This window comes from Mycobacterium sp., assembly GCF_049281135.1.
Lineage (GTDB): Bacteria > Actinomycetota > Actinomycetes > Mycobacteriales > Mycobacteriaceae > Mycobacterium.
Window position 1 is genome coordinate 1 of the sequence record NZ_JBAPRN010000763.1, and the last position, 16,843, is coordinate 16,843.

Genomic DNA, 16,843 nt, shown 5'->3' on the forward strand with positions numbered 1-16,843 from the left:
ATCGCGGTGATGTTCTGGGCGCTTCTGCGCGCAGTACGGCACCAGGGTGACGAGCGGGTGGTTCTGGCATGAGCGGCAGTGTGGCAGAGGTGCCGAAGGCCCCCGCCCCGCCGGCCGAGCATGCAACGTCGTGGCGCAAGAATCGCAAACTCGATCAGTGGATCGCGTTTTGGAGCGTGCCGTTCTTTTTCAACCTGTTCGGTCTGGTGTTCGTTCCGCTGAGTTGGATGATGCCGCCGAGGTCGCCGAGCAGCACCACACCGCACATCGTCGACTTCATGCACTCGCACAATCTGCTGATCGCGTGCGTGATCCTGACGCTGGCTTATGGGCTCGCGCCGGTGTCCAACGCCTGCTACCTGATGCAGGTGAGGCGGATGTCGGTCAGCCCTGCGTTCCGCTATTCGATGATGATCGGTGCGATCACCGGCGCGATCGTCGGCATGCTGTTCCCGATGTTCTGCTTCGGCCTCGGCGCCTTTCGCCCCGGGTACAACTCCGGTGTTTTGACCATGCTCTACGACTTCGGCTACCTGGCATTCATCGGCTCGCTGGGATGTTTTTGCGTCATGTGGATGGCCTTCGGCTTGGCCATCATTCTCGACGAAAACGGCATTCTGCCAAAGTGGTTGGGCTACTACACCATTTGGCAGTATGTGACCGAGCTGATGGCCGCACCGGTCTGGATCGTCAAAACGGGGCCCTTCGCATGGAACGGCCTGATGACCTTCTGGTTCGCGATGATCCTGTATGTCTCCTGGCAGATCATCGTGTACGTGTGCATCTACCGGGCGATCAAGAACCAACCAGAGGTCGAACTCGACAACGCCTTGCCTGAACGCCATCCGAAAGCGGTTGAACTGCGGTCAGGGACGAGCGTATGACCAACGTTGCCGAGGGAGTCACCCCCGGAGTCGACGACTCTCGACGGGATGACAGCAGGCAGTGCCATGTTCCCGGCGACTCGAGCATGTGGTTCTTCGTCATAGGTGACTTACTCATCTTCGGCGTCTACTTCGTTGGCTACATGTACTTCCGGGGCCAGAATCACGAACTGTTCCTACAAAGCCAGGCTCGGCTGAATCTGGACATCGGCGCCATCAACACCGTGATGCTGCTGACCAGTTCGCTCTTCGTGGCGCTCGGCACGGAGGCGGCTCGCGCTGGCAACAGAGCGGCTGCGCTACAACGGTTCTGGATCGCATTGGCCTTCGGTGCCGCCTTCCCGCTGTTCAAGATGTTCGAGTGGATCCCGGAAATCAAAAGCGGCTTGACGCCCGGAACGAACCTGTTCTTCATGTACTACTACGTGATGACCGGCATGCACCTGTGCCATGTCGCCCTCGGCCTGGTCATCATGTGCTTCATCATCCGCAACCTGAAAACATCGACAGCACCCAAGATCTCGTTCGTCGAGACAGGTGCCACTTACTGGCACATGGTCGATGTCTTATGGCTGGTTCTGTTCGCCCTGCTGTACTTGATGAGGTAGACCATGACGGCACTGATACGCAATCCATTGACGATCGTGTGGGCACTGCTCACGACGGTCACCATCGTGTCGTCGCTGATCACCCTCGATGGCGGTGCCGCGCATCAGATCAATACGACAGTGACGACCGCCGTATTGCTGATCGCAGCGATCAAGGCGTACTTGGTTATTCGGCATTTCATGGAAGTTCGCCGCGCACCCCGTTGGCTCAAGGCGACCACGAGCGCATGGGTTTTCGGGCTTTTCACGCTATTGCTGAGCTTCTACTTCGGCAGTCTGTGACCACGCAATATGCGTGGAATCGCGCCCGACACTCAGGCCGCGATTCGTTGCGCCAACTCCCACGCGGTTTCAGCCATACCGCGATACCGCTCGCGGTATTCGTCGGTACCGGCCCGCGAATCGGCCGCGTTGCCCTCGACGCCCCGCCGCCAGACCCCGGCGGTGATCGAAGCCAGCCGGAACATCGAAAAGACCACGAAGACGTCGAGCGAGTCTGGAAGCTCCACACCAGCGTGAGTGCGATAGCTGGCCAGGAAGGTCTGCTGGTCGGGAATTCCAGTGCCAGTGAGGTTTTCACCGATGACGCCGCTTCTGCCGCCGGGTCCGCCCGGCACGTGATACGTGACGCAGACATACCCGAGGTCCGCCAGCGGATTGCCGATCGTCGCCAGCTCCCAGTCCAGCACCGCCACCACTCGTGGCTCGGTCGGGTGCAGCAAGACGTTGCCCAGACGATAGTCGCCGTGGGCGATGCACGACGGCGCGTCATCGGGTGGCAGGTGCTCGGGCAGCCACTTCGCCAGCAGGTCCATGGCCGGCATGTCTTCCATGCGCGCGGCCTCCCACTGCCGCGTCCACAGCGCCACCTGGCGTTGCATATAGCCCTCGGGCCGGCCGAAGCCCTCGAGTCCGACTGCGCGCCAATCCACGCGGTGCAGGGCCGCAAGCACGCGGGCAAGGTCCTGGTAAACCGCGGCGCGGTGTGCGGGACTCTCTTCACGCATGACCCGGTCCGGGAAGACCCGCCCCGCAACATGATCCATGACGAAAAAGGTTGTACCGATCACGGATTCATCCTCGCAGAGCAGCTGCATGCGCGGCACGGGAACATCGGTGTCGGCCAGCGCGGCCATCACGCGGTGCTCGCGCGCGACCTCGTGCGCCCGCGGCAACAGCTTGCCGGGTGGTTTCTTGCGCAGCACGTAGTCGCCGCCGGCGGTCCGCAGATGAAAAGTGGGATTGCTCTGGCCGCCCTGAAACTGTCGAACCTGCAGTTGGCCGTCGAAGCCGGGCAGCCGGCCACCCAGGTAGCGAGCCAGCGCCGCCTCGTCGAAACGATGCGCAGGCAGTACCGGCACCAGTTCTGCCATCCCCGCCATCTGCGGCCCCTTGTCGTCGACCTCGTCTGCGAAAACCCTACCGAGGAGCAATAAGCGATGGCCCGTTTCGGTGTCGGCGTCATGCACAACACGATCAACTCGCGTTTCGGGCCGAAGCCACTGGTGCACGCCGATTACGCGATCGGGCTGGCCTGCGGGGCTGACTCGTTCTGGGTCGCCGACCACCTCAACTCGGTGCTGCCGCCGTCGATGTGGACTCCAAAGCATGTCGGTGCCGCCCGGCTGATTCCGAAGATGGATGCTCACCTGGAGCCGTGGACGATCCTGGGCTATCTGGCCGGCCGCAACAGGCTCGGCAGGATGAAGCTCGGGGTTGCCGTCACCGATACCGGTCGGCGTAATCCCGCGGTCACCGCTCAGGCCGCGGCGTCGCTGCACCTGCTGACGCGCGGTCGTGCGGTGCTGGGAATCGGGACCGGTGAGCGAGAAAGCAACGCTCCCTACGGCGTGGATTGGTCCAAACCGGTGGCACGCTTCGAGGAAGCCGTGGCCACCATCCGCGCGCTGTGGGATTCCAACGGCGAGCTGGTCACTCGCGACTCACCGTTCTTTCCTTTGCACAACGCCACTTTCGCGCTCCCGCCGTATCGCGGTAAGTGGCCGGAGATCTGGATCGCCGCGCACGGCCCTCGGATGATGCGGGCCACCGGGCGATATGCCGACGGCTGGTTTCCGGGCACCACCAGAGCGTCCGAATACGGCGAGCAGCTTCAGATCGTACGCACCGCTGCCTCGGATGCCGGGCGCGATCCGATGGCGATTACTCCCGCCCTCATCCGATTCATCGTCACCGGCCGGTCCCGCGACGAGATCGACGGAGTCGTCGAATCCGACATCGCGAAAGTGTTCACGCTCAACTCCCCCGCCAAAGACTGGGCTCGTCACGGTGCCGAACATCCGATGGGAGCCGACTTCACCGGCGTGCAGGACCTGATCCCGCAGACCATCGACGAGCAGACCGCGCTCAGCTTCGCGGCGAAGGTCCCCCGATCCCTCGTCGAAGAGCTGTTCGCGGTCGGCACCCCTGACGAAGTCGTCGACCAGATCAGGGAGTTCCGCGACCACGGTTTGCGGTATCTGGTTCTGGGCAACGCCGGTGCGATCCAGCCGAGTCTGCGGAAAAGCGCCACCGCGACCGCTCCCTACGTCAAGGTTGTGCGCGCGCTGAAGAAGCTCTGAGGAGGGCCGGACAATGCCGACGATCGACTTGACCTACCTGCGTGGCTCACTGCAGCATCAGGCGCTGGGACGATTGACCGACGAGCTCGTCACCGTGCTATTGCAAGCCGAACAGGCCCCGGACACCCCATTCCTGCGCGACAACACCCTGGTGTATCTGCACGAGCTCGATCCGGCCGCACAGTCGGTGGGCGGCCGCGGCCCGGGCGCCCCCCGATTCCGGGTGGAGATGACGGTGTTCGGCGGCGCGCTGACGAAAGACCGCAAGGAGCAGCTCGCGGCCGACGTGCACGTCGCGGTCTGCGGCGCGGCAGGAATCGATCCGGAAGGCGAACAAGCGTTTCACGTCTGGACGTTGATTCATGAAATCCCAGAAGGCAATTGGGCCGGTGGCGGCAAGATCATCTACTACCGGCACGTCAAAGGTCTGGTTGCCGACGACGCACCGTAATCGGGTCGGTTACTGTCCGGTCATGGACATCTCTTGTGCGTTCGCCACCTCATCGGATACCCCGGCGCATGTTGAACTGGCTGAGTCGCTCGGTTACCGGCGAGCGTGGCTCTACGACTCCCCTGCGCTGTATCCCGATGTCTGGATGATCCTGGCACGGTGCGCCGAACGGACCTCGCGGATCGGTCTCGGGCCGGGTGTTCTCGTTCCCAGCCTTCGGCATCCGATGGTGAACGCGGCGGCTATCGCCGAGCTCGTCGACCAGGCCCCGGGTCGCGCCGCAGTGGCGATCGGATCGGGTTTCACCGGCCGCTTCTCGTTGGGTAAGCGTCCCATGCCGTGGCGGCAGGTCGCCGAGTACGTCCGCTGCCTGAAGGCGTTGCTGGCCGGCGAGACCGCCGAATGGGACGGCGCCAGAATCCGGATGATGCACCCGTCCGGTTACGGCGCTGCGCGACCGATAAGGGTGCCGATCCTGATCGGCGCCGACGGTCCGAAGGGTCTGGCCGTGGCGGCCGAACTCGGCGACGGGGTGTTCTCGGCCGCCGTGCCCCAGCCCGACGCGGTCAACGTGGCCGACTGGCGGGCGCTGCTGTCCTTCGGCTCGGTGCTGGACGAGGGCGAGGAGCTGACCTCGCCGCGGGTCGTCGACGCGGTGGCGCCGGGTGCGGTGGTGATGTATCACGCCATGTACGAGCGGGGCGGCGCCGCCGTGGTCGACGCGGTGCCCGGTGGGCGCGGATGGCGTGAGGCGGTCGAGGCTCATCCCGAGAACGAACGGCATCTCGCCATCCATGAAGGGCACCTGGTGAAAGCCAACCCGCGCGACGAGCCGTACGTGGCCGACCTCATTCCGATGGTCAGCGCCGGGGGGTTGACGGGTAGCGCGGAACAGGTCGCGGCGCGCGTGCGCGACCTTGCCGCCGCCGGGGTCACCGAAGTCGCCTACCAGCCAGCGGGATCCGACATCGAACGCGAACTGCGCGCCTTCGCATCCGCCACCGGCATCGCGGGCTGAGTATTACGGTGTAGTGATGATCGCCAAAGTAGTCGTGACGGCTTTGCTCGCAGTGCTGATGGGGTTTGCCGGTTCGATCAAGCTTGTCGGGGTGAAGCAATCGTTGGAAATCCGCGATCATCTCGGCGTCAACCCGGTGCAGTGGCGGGTGATCGGGGCGCTCGAACTCGCCGGCGTCGCCGGCATCCTGGCCGGCCTGTCGTGGGCGCCGATCGGCATAGCTGCCGCCGTCGGGCTGGCCCTACTTCTCTTGGGCGCCATAGCCTTTCATGTACGGGCATCCGACAGTGCGTCCGACTCGGCTCCGGCGGTGATCGGACTGGGTCTGGCCGTCGCGACCGCGATCCTGCAGTCGATGTAATCAAGTAGCTTGTCATAGCCGCCGGCCCGCTAGTAAGCTGGGCTAACTGCATTACGTGGTCATCGCCTGGCGGCCCGAACGGGCTGATGCTGGCGGTGGACTCGTGGCGTGGCCGAAAGTCGGCTATTTCGAGGCGATTTCGTCTTGATACTTCTTGGTCATATGCGCGACGGCGTCGTTCTGCGATTGCGCGAGGCCTTCGCGGGCCTCGCTGGCACGCGTGGCGGCGTCCAGGGTCGGTTGCGCCTGACCCTGGAAATGCGGCATCACTTCGGCGGCGAACAGCTCAGCCGACCGTTTGGTCGCCGCCGGGTTGGCCCACTCGTGGCCCATCTGCAGCATGCAACCGAATCCACCGGATTGATCCCACATCCGCTGCACTTGTTCGCGCGCCCGCTCCGGCGTGCCGATCACTCCGGCGCCGTTGTCGTTGATCACGTCGATCATCTCGTCGATCTGCTCACCGGGCATGGTCATCTGCGGGAACGCGGCCACCTTCTGGAAATACCGGAACCACGGCTCCAGGCCGAATTTCACATCTTCGCGGGCCTGCTGCTCGGTTTCGGCAATGTGGAATGGTCCGACCAGACTCCAGTTCTTGCGGTCGACCGCGGTGCCGAACGCCGCCGCGCGCTCTTCCACGATGTCCCAGTGGTATTGCAGCGCGTTGAAGCCTTCGACCGTCAGCGTCGCCCCGATGGACAGCAGGCCGATGCCGTGCTTGCCGGCCAGTCGCGCACCGGTTGGCGAAGCGACCGCGGCCACCGCCAGCGGGACACCCCCGTCGGAGTACGGCGCAAGCTGCAAGCGGGCGTTGTGCAGTTCGTGGGTCGGGGTTTTCGCGGACACCGTCTCGCCGCGCAGCAGGCGGACAACGATGTCGAGGTTGGTGTCCAACAACTCTCGCGTGTCGGTGGGCGTCAGCCCGATCATCGACGAGTCGCTGGGCAGTGAACCCGGCCCCACCCCACCGATCACCCGGCCGTGGGTGAGGTGATCGAGCATCATCAACCGGTCGGCGACCCAGAGCGGGTTGTGATACGCGAGCGAGATGACCCCGGTACACAACTTGATCCACTTCGTCCGCTCCGCGGCGGCCGCGATGAATATCTCCGGCGAAGCGATGATCTCGCTGCCGGCCGAATGATGCTCGCCGATCCACGCTTCATCGAAGCCGAGCGCGTCGAGGTGTTCGACGAACTCGAGATCTCGCTGCATGGCCAGCGTCGGGTTGGTTCCTGCGCGGTGAAACGGTGCGATGAAGTATCCAAACCTGAGCTTGGCCATGTGCGGTCCCCTAGCAGTCGATTTGCCCAGACCCTAAACCCTTGATGCGCTGTGGGTTAAGAGTTGGAGCCTCCAATCTGCAAAGAGTTTCCCGGCACCGCCCAACGACGCCGCAGCCGCCGCCGGGATCAGGCCCGTCGGGACAACTGGGCGTGGATCAACGGAGCGATCTTCTCGGCCATGTACGCGTGCCCGGCGTCGTTAGGGTGCACGCCGTCGGGGCCGATCAGGTCGGGCCGGCCGACGAACCACCCCTCGCTGATCGGGTCGATGAACGTTGCCCCGGCCTCGTTGGCCTGACCGCTGAGAATGTCGCGGATGTACAGGACGTCGATCGGTGGTTCGGAGTCCGTCCAGGGCGGGCCGATCACCAGTAACTTCGCCGAGGGCGCGATACGGCGGGCCAGGTCCATGGTGTCGTGGGCCATGGCCGCCATCTGGGTCGGGTCGACACCGTGGTCGTTGCGCGACCCGAAGAACACCACCAACGCGTCGTCGGGGTGGACGGCCCGATTGGTCAGGTCCTCGAACACGCTGCCGTGATCACCGCGCACGACGTAGCCGGCCCGGCCTTCGGAGGCAACCTCGGGTGCGACCTGCACGCCCTGGCGCGCGAGCGTCAGCCAGGTGCGGTTGGTCCAGGTGTTAGATCCCCAGCCGCCTTCATCGGTACCGGTGGTGTAGGAATCCCCGATCACTGCGACGTGGTCGATCGGGGTGCCGCGGGCCACCATCTGGTAGGGCTGCAGCGTGGCGGGATGGACGGTGACCATTCCGGCCGCGACTGCACCTGCGATGACAACTGTGGCTAGACGCCCCACCGTTACCTCCACTGTCCACTACGCCGGCCGCGTGTCTCAGCCGTACAAGCGGCATCGTAAAAGCACCACGACGAATCGCGCCGTCGACCCGCTGTCGTCCGGTTGGACGCTGCGTGGGCGCCTGCCGGTGCTGATGACGCGCCCACTTGTCAACGGACGCGAGACCCGTAAGGTCTCGCGCCACAGGGGATGCTACTTGATCAGGATTTGCCGCAGTATTGCTAGCTCTACCAGACAGTTTCAGCCGGCGCGCGCCGAAATCGACTTCGGTCGACCTTCCTGGGTCCCGTCGATCGACTGCAGTTTGCCGCCCGCGGTCGGCGCAGCAGGATCAGCAGCGTCGACCACCGGCCGGCCATCGCCGACCATCCTGCGCATCCAGAGCCGGGCGGGCTCTTCGACGACGTGATACAGCAGGGCCGCGGCGACGAAGGTCACCGCGAGCACCGCGGCCAGCAGCAGCTTGCCGCCGTTGCCGACCATGGTGAGCTCGAACTGCTGGGCCGTCCAGATCCACGCGGTGTGCGCCAACTCGTGAACCATGTACAGACAGAACGAGATCTGCCCGCCGTAGACCAACGGCCGGATGGACAGCAGCGCCGGCAAGCTGCCGGTGCCGGCTGCCAGTGTCATCACCAGCGGCACGAACAAGATGTCGACCAGGCCGCCGGTGTCCGTGACACCGTGCAGCGGGTGCGCATCGGACCAGTACAGAAAGCCCACCACGCCGGCCATCAGCAACACGGACGCCCAGCCGGCAGCGCGCCGACCACGGTCGGTGAGCTGCAACCTGCTGACCGCGGCGGCGACCAGCGCCCCAGCGGTGAACTGCATGACGATGCGCGGCAGCCAACTCCAGGGCGTGTAGAACTCGCCGGTCACCAGCAGCGACACCACCGGGGGAAGCGCGGCGGCGACCGCCAGCCACATCAGATTGCGAGCCCGGGTCGCGCGGGCCATCCGGAAGATCACCAGCACCAGCAGCCCGAACAGGATGTAGGCCAACCACTCAGCGCTGATCGACCATGCCGGCCCATCCCAGCTCGAATCATCGAAGAATGGTTGGAACCACAGCTGTACCAACAGGACTTGTCGCACGTAGCTGATCGCGGTGAAGCGGTAGATCTCCTGCGACGGCACGTGGCCCACGTGCAGAGTGAAAATAACCCACAGTGCGGCCAAATGCAGGGTGACCAGATAGACCGGCCACACCCTGGCCAACCTCAGCCAAAGGAAGTGCAGGGTGGCACGGGTCGACCAGGATCCGCCCATCCGGTCGAGGTAGTTCCAGGTCAGCACGAACCCACTCAGGATGAAGAACAGATCCACACCTTGGGCTCCGCAATTGAGCACCGGTGTGAGCGCGTCGAGAAATCCGGGTGCGGCATCGCGCAACAGTGGCCGGAAATGAAAGAGCACCACCCACACGGCGGCGACGATGCGAAGTCCTGTGAGGGCCTTGATCTCTCCGCTGCGCACAACATTCTTTCCGTGAGGCCGCTGGTGCTTCATTTACCGCGGCGCATCGTCACAAACGACGGCGTTGGCAGGGTATCAGTGCGCTGGATCGATAGCGAGTTGTCGGCCCGGTGTGGCTTGCAGCGATTAGCCCGGTATCACCGCAGGCAGGCGTCGTGTCAATGCCCCGAACCGGCGAGCGCGAACGGGCGGAAGCGATCATTCACAGCACGCGTTGAGACGATTAGCGTCAACTCAACACTCGAGCGACATCGTCGGAGAAAACATGCCGTTGCTGTACGTCGACCTGATCCAGGGTCGATCACCTGCCGAGATTCGGACATTGCTGGACGCCATCCACGACGCGGTCGTCGAGGCGTTCGGAGTGCCGCCACGGGACCGCTATCAGGTCGTGCGCACGCACCCCAGCCACGAGATCGTGGTCTGGGATACGGGTCTGGGGATCGAGCGCTCCGCCGCGCTGGTGGTTGTGCATGTGGTGAGCCGGCGCCGTCCACCAGCGAAGAAGCAGCGGTTTTTTGAGCTGGTCGCCGCCAACCTGGCCGCGCGATGCGGGCTCGACTCGGCAGATCTGGTCATATCGATCACCGACAACGACGACCAGGACTGGTCTTTCGGCTATGGGCGGGCTCAGTTCCTCACCGGAGAGCTCAAGTGAGAACCCGGCTCACCGAGTTCTTCGGCATCGAGCACCCGATTGTGTCCGCGCCGATGGCGCTGGCCTCGGGAGGCAAGCTCGCCGCGGCCGTGTCATCGGGCGGCGGCCTCGGTTTGATCGGCGGCGGCTACGCCGACCCGGAATGGGTAGCCCGCGAATTCGGTCTGGCCGACGGCGCACGGGTCGGATGTGGCTTCATCACGTGGAGTCTGGCCCGCAATCCCGACGTGCTCGACGAGACGCTGGAACGGCGGCCGGCGGCGATCATGTTGTCTTTCGGCGATCTGCATCCGTTCGCAGGGCGCATCCACGAGGCCGGGGTCCCGCTTGTTGCGCAGGTTCAAACGCTCGACCGCGCGCGTCAGGCTTTGGACGCCGGCGCGCAGATACTGGTGGCTCAGGGCAGCGAGGCAGGTGGGCACGGAATGACGGTGCGCACGACATTCACCCTGGTGCCCGAGGTCGTCGACCTGGCCGCCGCACGTGCGCCCGAAACGCTGGTGTTGGCGGCGGGCGGCGTCGCCGATGGGCGCGGACTTGCGGCGGCACTCGTGCTTGGTGCCGATGGCGCGGTGGTAGGCACTCGGCTCTGGGCTTCCCCCGAAGCACTGGTGTCACCACGTGCTCACCAGCGAGCAATCGGTGCCAGCGGCGACGACACCTATCGCACTCGGGTCTATGACTACGTGCGGGAGTTGGATTGGGCGCCGGAATACAACGAGCGGGCCTTGAGTAACCCGTTCGTCGACGGCTGGCATGGCCACGAAGCCGAACTGCAGGCGTCGTTGCCCGAAGTGGTCAGGACATATCAAACCGCCGTTGCCGCAGAGGACTTCGAGGCCGCCGCCATCCTGATCGGTGAGTCGATCGGTCTCATCCACGCAGTGCGTCCTGCTGCCGACATCGTCGCCGAGATGGCGGCTGAGGCCGATCGAATCCTGAACCGCAAGAACAGCTTTGGGGCGAGCTCAGTACAGGGGTGACCAGGCTGACGTGCGAAGCAGTCGACTCTCCCACTGGTCGCGGTACTTCAGGGCGTCGAACATGTAGGTCCCCGGCCCGCGATGCTCGGGTGGGATGTCGGTAGTCAGCAGATGCTTCAGGGCGGCGTAGTCGTTGGTTGCGTCAATCTTCTGCCACAGCATCGCCTCTCGGCGTTTGTAGCTCCCGTGCGCCACCTGGAAGCAGGCCTGGATTTCGAGCACCCGTCTGCCCGGGGGCGCCTTGGAAAGCACGCGATAGTAAATCTCATCCCAGGAGCGGATGTAGTCGTCCAGCGCGGCGTAAGGCCACCCGGTGTCCTCCATGAACAAACTCTGGGGGTGCGTCGCACCGTCGGTGGGCACCGTCGTCAGGTCCACTTCTTGCAGCGGCGACCACTCGACCGGCAACAGGATCTTGCCAGTGACCTCGTGGCGCAGGTTGTCCAATTCGCGCATCCACGGCGCCAGATCGCCTTGTTGTGCCCGGCGGGCCAGGCTCTCCCACCCCGTGCCGTCGGCTATCGCGGTCACAGTGACCACGTTGTAAGCCAATCCCGAGCCATGTGCATGGTTGGTGTACCAGAGCAACCGAGCGTTCTCCTCCAGCGCCAGGGTGGGCATCCAGCCTTCTCGGTAGGCCGCCTCGAAGTCGTCCTCGCGGGCGCCGACCACCTGGTGGGTTTCGTGAAGGAATAGCACGGCGACTCCTTTCGGCCGTCAGGCGTTCTCGGCGATCAACAGGGCGAGTTGGCGGCGATTGACTTTGCCGGTGTCGTTGTACGGGATGTGGTCGACGACCGCCAGCCGCTCGGGCAACTTGAAATAGGCGATGAAGTCGCGGCAATGCGACCGCAGCTCGTCGAGCGTCACGGGGAGGCGGGTAACCACCGCCGCGCCCACCCGCTGACCCATCTCCTCGTCGGTGATGCCGGCGACCGCGACGTCGCTCACCGCGGGATGGGTGCGCAGTGCCTCCTCGACCTCGATCGGGCCGAACTTCTCTCCCCCGCGGTTGATGGTGTCGCTGAGCCGGCCGCTGGGATAGATGTAGCCGTCGCCATCGCGGCGTGCGAGGTCACCGGTATGCAGCCAGCCTTCGGTGACGTTCTGGGTGGTGTTCACCCACAGCTCGCCGACAACCCCCGCCTCGACGTCTGTCCCGGTGTCGGGATCCACCACCCGGACCTCAACCCCGGGCAGCGGTTTTCCTACCGAGCCCACCCGGTTGGGATCGCGGTGGTCCTGCGGCATCAAACTTGTGTAGGCGCCCAGAGTTTCGGTCTGGCCGAACACATTGGCAAACGCGACACGCGGCAGGGCGACCATTGCACGGCGCACCAACGGGACGGGCGCGGCCGCCGCCCCGTAGGCGATGGCGATCAGCGACGAGAGGTCGGTGCCGGCGAAGTCGCGATGGTCGAGGATCCGCTGGAGCATCGTCGGCACCAGAAATGCGGTTTGCACCCGGTGCTCCTGCACCAGCCACAACCACGCGGCGGCGTCGAATCGCTCCTGCACGACCGAGGTGTTGCCCGAGTACAGGCTGCCGAGGATGCCCAGCGAGCCGCCGACGTGGAAAAACGGGACACACATCATCGCCACGGTGGGCGGGGAGTCCGGCTGGAACGGTTGCGCCATTCCGCGGATCCGCGTGCTCAGTTGCGCGTTGCTGATTCCGACCGCTTTCGGGAGCCCGGTGGTACCGCTGGTGAAGAGCACGAGGGCGTCGCGGTCGTCGAACTCATCCGCCGTCTTCGCCGGTGGAATCACGTTGTCGCGCAACAGGTCAGCCGCTGTCAATATCCTGCCCACGCCGGCCGCACGGAGTCGCTCCGCGTATCTTTCGCCGGCAACCGCGACGTCTGTGCATCCCGCATTCTGCATCAGGCTGCGCAGCTCGGGTGTCGTGAGCGCGGGGTTCATCAGGGCTGCCGCCGCACCGATGCGCGCGGCGGCGAATACCGATGCGATGGAGAGCAGGCTGCCGCCGTCGACGACGGCGACCCGGGTTCCGGATGTCACACCGTTGGCCGCCAAGCCCGCAGCGCAGCGTTCGACGGTGGCGGCCAGTTGGCCGTATCGGATTGTGTCGGTGCCGATGATGAGCGCGACGCGGTCGGGATCGCCGATGGCGGTGGCGTCGGCGATGGTGCCGATGTTCATCCGCGGCTCAATACAGCGGTGACCATGAGGACGTCCGAAGTAGCCGGCTGGTCCATTGATCGCGCAGGTCTAACGCCTCGTACATCCAGGTTCCCGGTGCACGGTAGCGGGCCGGGATCTCGTTCCGCAGGAGGTTGAGCAGCGCCTCCGGCTGGCGGATCCGTTGCATCAGTACGACTTCGCGCCGCAGGTGACTGCCGAGGGCGGGCTGGAAGCCAGCCTGAATGTCCAGCATCGGCTCGGAGGTTTCCAGGCTCTTGGAGTACACCTGGCCGCAGCGGTCGATGTATTCGGTGAACTTGTCCTCGTATGGCCACATGGTGTCCTCCATGTAGAGGCTCAGCTCGTGTTCCCGCCCATCGGTTGGTATTTCGCCGAACGGCACGTCCTGAAGTGGTGACCACGGAAGCGCCACGAGGAGTTTGGCCGCGACGTCGTGGCGGAGCGCGTCGAGCTCACGCATCCACTGGCGCAGATCGCCCCGCTGAATGCGTCGCGCCAGGCGCTCCCATGCCGCACCATCACGAACGGCGGTCACCGTGACGACGGTGTAGGCGGGGCCGGTGCCGTGGGCGTGGTTGGCGTACCAGAGCAACCGCGCGTCGTCACCGGTACCGAGCGTGGACATCCAGCCGTCGCGGAATGCGGCCTCGAACTCGTCCTCGGCGCGTCCCCGCACCGTGTGTACCTCGTGCATGAAGAGCATGCCGCGAGACCTCCTGTGCGAGCGCTGCATCGCGCTCCGCTCAGACGGACGGTAACCCCCGGCGTCGCGTCCTGTCCACGGGCCGGAACCTGGACAGTCACGCCGAGCATCTGGTTTGCTCGCTTGATGGCCAGGCTTGATGTGCCCGACGGCCCCGGTGGCGAGGCCGCAATGATTTGGACGCTGCGACCTCAACTCGGTGACATGGTCGAGCGAATGATCCGCGGTGCGTACCAGCAGAGCATTCTGCCCCCGGACGAGCGCGAACTGGCCAGGATGCGGATCGCGCAGATCAACGACTGCGTCGCGTGCTCGGACTTCCGCGCGGATTCGGTGCTCGAGGCCGGCGTAGCACCAGAGCTGTATGAGAACGTCGCGGCGTATGCGACCTATCCCGGCTACACGCCGCGCCAACGTCTTGCCATCGAATACGCCGAGCGATTCGCGAACGACCACGCATCGATCGACGACGCGTTCTTCGGACGGCTGCGTGAAGTCTTCACCGATGAGGAAATCCTCGATCTCACACTCTGTGTCGCGGTGTTCCTTGGCCTCGGACGCTCGTTGAGCGTGCTCGGTGTCGATCAGTCCTGTCCGATCGACCTCTGAGCCCCCGGGAGGGACAGCATGGATATCGCCACCGTCGACGAATTGCTGAGCACTACGCGGTCGGTACGCAAACGCCTTGACCTGACCCGGCCGGTCGGTCGCGAGGTGATCCTCGAGTGCATACAACTGGCGATGCAGGCGCCGACGGCAAGCAATACGCAGGATTGGCGTTGGCTGGTGATCACCGACCCCGACAAACGCGCCGCCATCGCGGAGATCTACAGCAGCATCGGCGCTGAGTATCTTGCCCTCGCCGCCAAGGACACGTCCGACCCGCAAACCCAGCGCGTGTACGCCAGCGCGTTCAGCCTCACCGACACACTGGCCCAGGTTCCCGTGCATGTCATTCCCTGCCTGGAGAACCGCATCGACAACTCCAGCGTGTTGACCGCCGCGTCGGCTTGGGCGTCGATCATCCCGGCCGGCTGGAGCTTTTTGCTCGCGCTTCGGTCTCGTGGCCTCGGATCGGTCTGGACGACAATGCATTTGGCCAAGGAGCAAGAGGTAGCCGAATTGCTGGACATCCCGGCCACGGTCACGCAGGCTGCGCTTTTCCCGGTGGCCTACACGATCGGGACCGACTTCCGGCCGGCTTCGCGACCGCCCGCGGAGACCGTGACCTTCTGGGACAGCTGGGGAGAACGCTGATGCAATCCTTCACCGTTCGATTCCATGTCGACGCACCCCCGAGGAAGGTGTGGCGGGTGCTGCATCCGCCGGTGCCGCCGGACGCGCCCAGCCCGCGGTTGGTTGAGTGGCCGACCGGCAGCATGGAGATCCTCAACGAAGGCGACGAAGCGGGCGAGGGTCTCGTCCGCACCTGCGTCTTCCCCGTGCCCAAGTACTTGTTGTCGGGTGGCAAAGGGCGCTCGTGGGAGACGGTCACCGAGGCGACGATCAACAAGGTGTCGCGCTATGTTGCGATCGGCAAGCCGCTGTGGTCGCGCGCCGAGGGCTACCACGAGCTCGAGGAACAGCCCGACGGCACCACCGTGCTCACCTTCCATGAGACGTATCACGCGTTCAACCCGTTGTTGCGTCTCTTGCTCGAACGACCCGTCCACGCAAGGATTTCCCGCGACAACATCGACATTTACGAGCACGCGCTCAGCTATGTCGGATCGGTCAAGCGACTGGCCTAGCCGGCTCCCCGCCGGCGCACCATTGGAACGTACTGGCCAGTAGCTGAAAATTGTTTCTTAGCAAAGTATTAAACGCTGGAACAGGTGACCTTAGAGTAGGCAATTAGCGTCTCAAACAGGTTCGGGTCATCGTTGATCCCGATATTGCAGTAACAGTGTTTGGGGATGGGGACCGCTCTAATGAAGGACTCAATTCGCAAGGCAGCATCGTTGGCGCCGCGGCACGCCCATCTCCCCCTCGATTGCAATGGCGCCGCGGTGCGCGCGCAGTGCCGACACCTGGCAACCGTCGTAACGATCAGCGGCGCGATCGACGCGAGCAACGTGGACGAGGTCATCGAATACGCCCATCGCTTCAACCTGCCGGACAAGCCGTTCGTCCTCGACCTGTCGGGCCTGGACTCGTTCGCCGCGCAGGCTGTGCGCCTTCTCCACCGAGTGGACGACGCCTGCGCTGCCGCCGGACTGGAATGGGCGCTGATCCCCAGCCAGGCAGTCAGCCTGACGTTGCTGCTCACCGGCGAGGACACCAGTTTCCCGACCGCCGCCACGGTGCACGAGGCGCTGCATTACTTCGCCGATGCCAACACCGCGCGTCGTCGGCTACTGCTACCGCTGCTCACAAAAACCGCGTAGCGCGGCAAATGGGCTGGGGCGTTCATTCCGCGATGTCCGTATGCTGCTATTTGTGACGTCCAAGTCAACTGCTTCAGCTGCTGTGGCGCTGATAGCGCTGGGCTGGGGTGTGTCTGCGGGCATCGCTGGCGCCGACCCCCCTACTCCGGCGCCCGCTCCTTCCCCGGCTCCTGCGTCACCGCCTCCAGCGGCGCCGGCGGGCGGCCCCAAGACGACGATCGACCACGATGGTGTCTACAACGTGGGAACCGACATCGTGCCGGGCGTCTACACCTCGGCCGGTCCGGTCGGCACCGGCGTTTGCTACTGGAAGCGGCTCGGCGATGACGCCAAGCAACCGCTCGACAACGCCATGAGCAAAAAGCCGCAGATTGTACGGATCGACCCCACCGACAAGACGTTCAAGACGGACGGCTGCCAGGCCTGGCAGAAGAACGACGCTGCGGTCCCCGACC

General features: G+C 64.7%; 21 protein-coding genes. 14 read left to right on the forward strand and 7 right to left on the reverse strand.

The features are described 5' to 3' along the window. The first annotated feature begins 68 nt into the window (after nt 1–68). From WAN02_RS30160 to WAN02_RS30170, 3 genes are read left to right on the forward strand one after another with little or no spacing between them, the layout of a single operon-like run. Nucleotides 69–884 (forward strand): hypothetical protein, encoded by an 816-nt coding sequence (locus WAN02_RS30160; RefSeq protein WP_422269048.1) that lies wholly within the window; start codon nt 69–71, stop codon nt 882–884. Continuing rightward, nucleotides 881–1,492: a cytochrome c oxidase subunit 3 gene (locus WAN02_RS30165; RefSeq protein ID WP_422269049.1), complete on the forward strand. Its 612-nt coding sequence runs from the start codon at nt 881–883 to the stop codon at nt 1,490–1,492. Before WAN02_RS30160 ends, WAN02_RS30165 begins: the two co-directional genes overlap by 4 nt. A gap of 3 nt (nt 1,493–1,495) precedes the next feature. Beyond that, nucleotides 1,496–1,774 (forward strand): cytochrome C oxidase subunit IV family protein, encoded by a 279-nt coding sequence (locus tag WAN02_RS30170; protein ID WP_422269050.1) that lies wholly within the window; start codon nt 1,496–1,498, stop codon nt 1,772–1,774. A 32-nt stretch (nt 1,775–1,806) separates the two neighbouring features. Here the strand turns inward: WAN02_RS30170 and WAN02_RS30175 are convergent, their stop codons facing one another. Beyond that, on the reverse strand, nt 1,807–2,874 hold the full coding sequence (locus tag WAN02_RS30175; protein WP_422269051.1) for a phosphotransferase: 1,068 nt from the start codon (nt 2,872–2,874) through the stop codon (nt 1,807–1,809). A gap of 57 nt (nt 2,875–2,931) precedes the next feature. Here WAN02_RS30175 and WAN02_RS30180 point away from each other — a divergent pair, with 57 nt between their 5' ends. From WAN02_RS30180 to WAN02_RS30195, 4 genes are read left to right on the forward strand one after another with little or no spacing between them, the layout of a single operon-like run. Then, nucleotides 2,932–4,074: an LLM class flavin-dependent oxidoreductase gene (locus WAN02_RS30180; protein ID WP_422269052.1), complete on the forward strand. Its 1,143-nt coding sequence runs from the start codon at nt 2,932–2,934 to the stop codon at nt 4,072–4,074. Between the two features lie 13 nt (nt 4,075–4,087). Then, entirely contained in the window at nt 4,088–4,525 is a 438-nt protein-coding gene (locus WAN02_RS30185) for a tautomerase family protein (RefSeq protein ID WP_422269053.1), read from the forward strand. A gap of 22 nt (nt 4,526–4,547) precedes the next feature. Beyond that, nucleotides 4,548–5,543 (forward strand): LLM class flavin-dependent oxidoreductase, encoded by a 996-nt coding sequence (locus WAN02_RS30190; protein WP_422269054.1) that lies wholly within the window; start codon nt 4,548–4,550, stop codon nt 5,541–5,543. Nucleotides 5,544–5,559: 16 nt separating this feature from the next. Beyond that, nucleotides 5,560–5,904 carry a DoxX family protein gene (locus WAN02_RS30195; RefSeq protein WP_422269055.1) on the forward strand — a complete coding sequence of 115 codons (345 nt, stop codon included), beginning with the start codon at nt 5,560–5,562 and terminating at the stop codon, nt 5,902–5,904. A 123-nt stretch (nt 5,905–6,027) separates the two neighbouring features. On the opposite strand, the gene WAN02_RS30200 is transcribed toward WAN02_RS30195, so the two are convergent. The 3 genes from WAN02_RS30200 to WAN02_RS30210 form a co-directional block, all read right to left on the reverse strand. Then, complete coding sequence (locus WAN02_RS30200) at nt 6,028–7,191, reverse strand: LLM class flavin-dependent oxidoreductase (RefSeq protein WP_422269056.1); 1,164 nt, start codon at nt 7,189–7,191, stop codon at nt 6,028–6,030. 128 nt (nt 7,192–7,319) lie between these two features. Further along, nucleotides 7,320–8,012 (reverse strand): Rv0518 family GDSL lipase, encoded by a 693-nt coding sequence (locus WAN02_RS30205; protein WP_422269057.1) that lies wholly within the window; start codon nt 8,010–8,012, stop codon nt 7,320–7,322. 240 nt (nt 8,013–8,252) lie between these two features. Next, nucleotides 8,253–9,524 (reverse strand): acyltransferase family protein, encoded by a 1,272-nt coding sequence (locus WAN02_RS30210; protein ID WP_422269058.1) that lies wholly within the window; start codon nt 9,522–9,524, stop codon nt 8,253–8,255. Between the two features lie 232 nt (nt 9,525–9,756). Here WAN02_RS30210 and WAN02_RS30215 point away from each other — a divergent pair, with 232 nt between their 5' ends. Both WAN02_RS30215 and WAN02_RS30220 read left to right on the forward strand, forming a co-directional pair. Then, complete coding sequence (locus WAN02_RS30215; protein WP_422269059.1) at nt 9,757–10,149, forward strand: tautomerase family protein; 393 nt, start codon at nt 9,757–9,759, stop codon at nt 10,147–10,149. After that, nucleotides 10,146–11,132 (forward strand): NAD(P)H-dependent flavin oxidoreductase, encoded by a 987-nt coding sequence (locus WAN02_RS30220; RefSeq protein ID WP_422269060.1) that lies wholly within the window; start codon nt 10,146–10,148, stop codon nt 11,130–11,132. Before WAN02_RS30215 ends, WAN02_RS30220 begins: the two co-directional genes overlap by 4 nt. On the opposite strand, the gene WAN02_RS30225 is transcribed toward WAN02_RS30220, so the two are convergent. From WAN02_RS30225 to WAN02_RS30235, 3 genes are read right to left on the reverse strand one after another with little or no spacing between them, the layout of a single operon-like run. Beyond that, nucleotides 11,118–11,831 carry a hypothetical protein gene (locus tag WAN02_RS30225; protein WP_422269061.1) on the reverse strand — a complete coding sequence of 238 codons (714 nt, stop codon included), beginning with the start codon at nt 11,829–11,831 and terminating at the stop codon, nt 11,118–11,120. The genes WAN02_RS30220 and WAN02_RS30225 overlap by 15 nt on opposite strands. An 18-nt stretch (nt 11,832–11,849) precedes the next feature. After that, on the reverse strand, nt 11,850–13,295 hold the full coding sequence (locus WAN02_RS30230) for a class I adenylate-forming enzyme family protein (RefSeq protein WP_422269062.1): 1,446 nt from the start codon (nt 13,293–13,295) through the stop codon (nt 11,850–11,852). 7 nt (nt 13,296–13,302) lie between these two features. Next, a complete protein-coding gene (locus WAN02_RS30235; RefSeq protein ID WP_422269063.1) occupies nt 13,303–14,001 on the reverse strand; it encodes a hypothetical protein in 699 nt (232 codons plus the stop codon). A 126-nt stretch (nt 14,002–14,127) separates the two neighbouring features. Between WAN02_RS30235 and WAN02_RS30240 the strand changes: the two genes are divergently transcribed. From WAN02_RS30240 to WAN02_RS30260, 5 genes are all read left to right on the forward strand, one after another. Further along, a complete protein-coding gene (locus tag WAN02_RS30240; RefSeq protein WP_422269064.1) occupies nt 14,128–14,610 on the forward strand; it encodes a carboxymuconolactone decarboxylase family protein in 483 nt (160 codons plus the stop codon). Between the two features lie 18 nt (nt 14,611–14,628). Continuing rightward, the gene (locus tag WAN02_RS30245) at nt 14,629–15,258 is read left to right on the forward strand and encodes a nitroreductase family protein (protein WP_422269065.1); all 630 of its coding nucleotides are present in this window, start codon (nt 14,629–14,631) and stop codon (nt 15,256–15,258) included. Beyond that, entirely contained in the window at nt 15,258–15,752 is a 495-nt protein-coding gene (locus WAN02_RS30250) for an SRPBCC family protein (protein ID WP_422269066.1), read from the forward strand. The genes WAN02_RS30245 and WAN02_RS30250 overlap by 1 nt, the downstream gene beginning before the upstream one ends. A 180-nt stretch (nt 15,753–15,932) precedes the next feature. After that, nucleotides 15,933–16,388: an STAS domain-containing protein gene (locus tag WAN02_RS30255; RefSeq protein WP_422269067.1), complete on the forward strand. Its 456-nt coding sequence runs from the start codon at nt 15,933–15,935 to the stop codon at nt 16,386–16,388. Between the two features lie 40 nt (nt 16,389–16,428). Continuing rightward, nucleotides 16,429–16,843: hypothetical protein (locus WAN02_RS30260; RefSeq protein WP_422269068.1), on the forward strand; the 415-nt coding region annotated here is incomplete at its 3' end.

Excerpts from the sequence above, each read along its gene's own strand:
- WAN02_RS30200 (WP_422269056.1), bottom strand. The coding sequence starts at position 7,191 with ATGGCCAAGCTCAGGTTTGGATACTTCATCGCACCGTTTCACCGCGCA.
- WAN02_RS30195 (WP_422269055.1), top strand. The coding sequence starts at position 5,560 with ATGATCGCCAAAGTAGTCGTGACGGCTTTGCTCGCAGTGCTGATGGGG.
- WAN02_RS30185 (WP_422269053.1), top strand. The coding sequence starts at position 4,088 with ATGCCGACGATCGACTTGACCTACCTGCGTGGCTCACTGCAGCATCAG.
- WAN02_RS30180 (WP_422269052.1), top strand. The coding sequence starts at position 2,932 with ATGGCCCGTTTCGGTGTCGGCGTCATGCACAACACGATCAACTCGCGT.
- WAN02_RS30215 (WP_422269059.1), top strand. The coding sequence starts at position 9,757 with ATGCCGTTGCTGTACGTCGACCTGATCCAGGGTCGATCACCTGCCGAG.
- WAN02_RS30210 (WP_422269058.1), bottom strand. The coding sequence starts at position 9,524 with ATGAAGCACCAGCGGCCTCACGGAAAGAATGTTGTGCGCAGCGGAGAG.
- WAN02_RS30175 (WP_422269051.1), bottom strand. The coding sequence starts at position 2,874 with ATGGCGGGGATGGCAGAACTGGTGCCGGTACTGCCTGCGCATCGTTTC.
- WAN02_RS30190 (WP_422269054.1), top strand. The coding sequence starts at position 4,548 with ATGGACATCTCTTGTGCGTTCGCCACCTCATCGGATACCCCGGCGCAT.
- WAN02_RS30160 (WP_422269048.1), top strand. The coding sequence starts at position 69 with ATGAGCGGCAGTGTGGCAGAGGTGCCGAAGGCCCCCGCCCCGCCGGCC.
- WAN02_RS30250 (WP_422269066.1), top strand. The coding sequence starts at position 15,258 with ATGCAATCCTTCACCGTTCGATTCCATGTCGACGCACCCCCGAGGAAG.
- WAN02_RS30230 (WP_422269062.1), bottom strand. The coding sequence starts at position 13,295 with ATGAACATCGGCACCATCGCCGACGCCACCGCCATCGGCGATCCCGAC.
- WAN02_RS30255 (WP_422269067.1), top strand. The coding sequence starts at position 15,933 with ATGAAGGACTCAATTCGCAAGGCAGCATCGTTGGCGCCGCGGCACGCC.
- WAN02_RS30170 (WP_422269050.1), top strand. The coding sequence starts at position 1,496 with ATGACGGCACTGATACGCAATCCATTGACGATCGTGTGGGCACTGCTC.
- WAN02_RS30240 (WP_422269064.1), top strand. The coding sequence starts at position 14,128 with ATGGCCAGGCTTGATGTGCCCGACGGCCCCGGTGGCGAGGCCGCAATG.
- WAN02_RS30245 (WP_422269065.1), top strand. The coding sequence starts at position 14,629 with ATGGATATCGCCACCGTCGACGAATTGCTGAGCACTACGCGGTCGGTA.
- WAN02_RS30165 (WP_422269049.1), top strand. The coding sequence starts at position 881 with ATGACCAACGTTGCCGAGGGAGTCACCCCCGGAGTCGACGACTCTCGA.
- WAN02_RS30235 (WP_422269063.1), bottom strand. The coding sequence starts at position 14,001 with ATGCTCTTCATGCACGAGGTACACACGGTGCGGGGACGCGCCGAGGAC.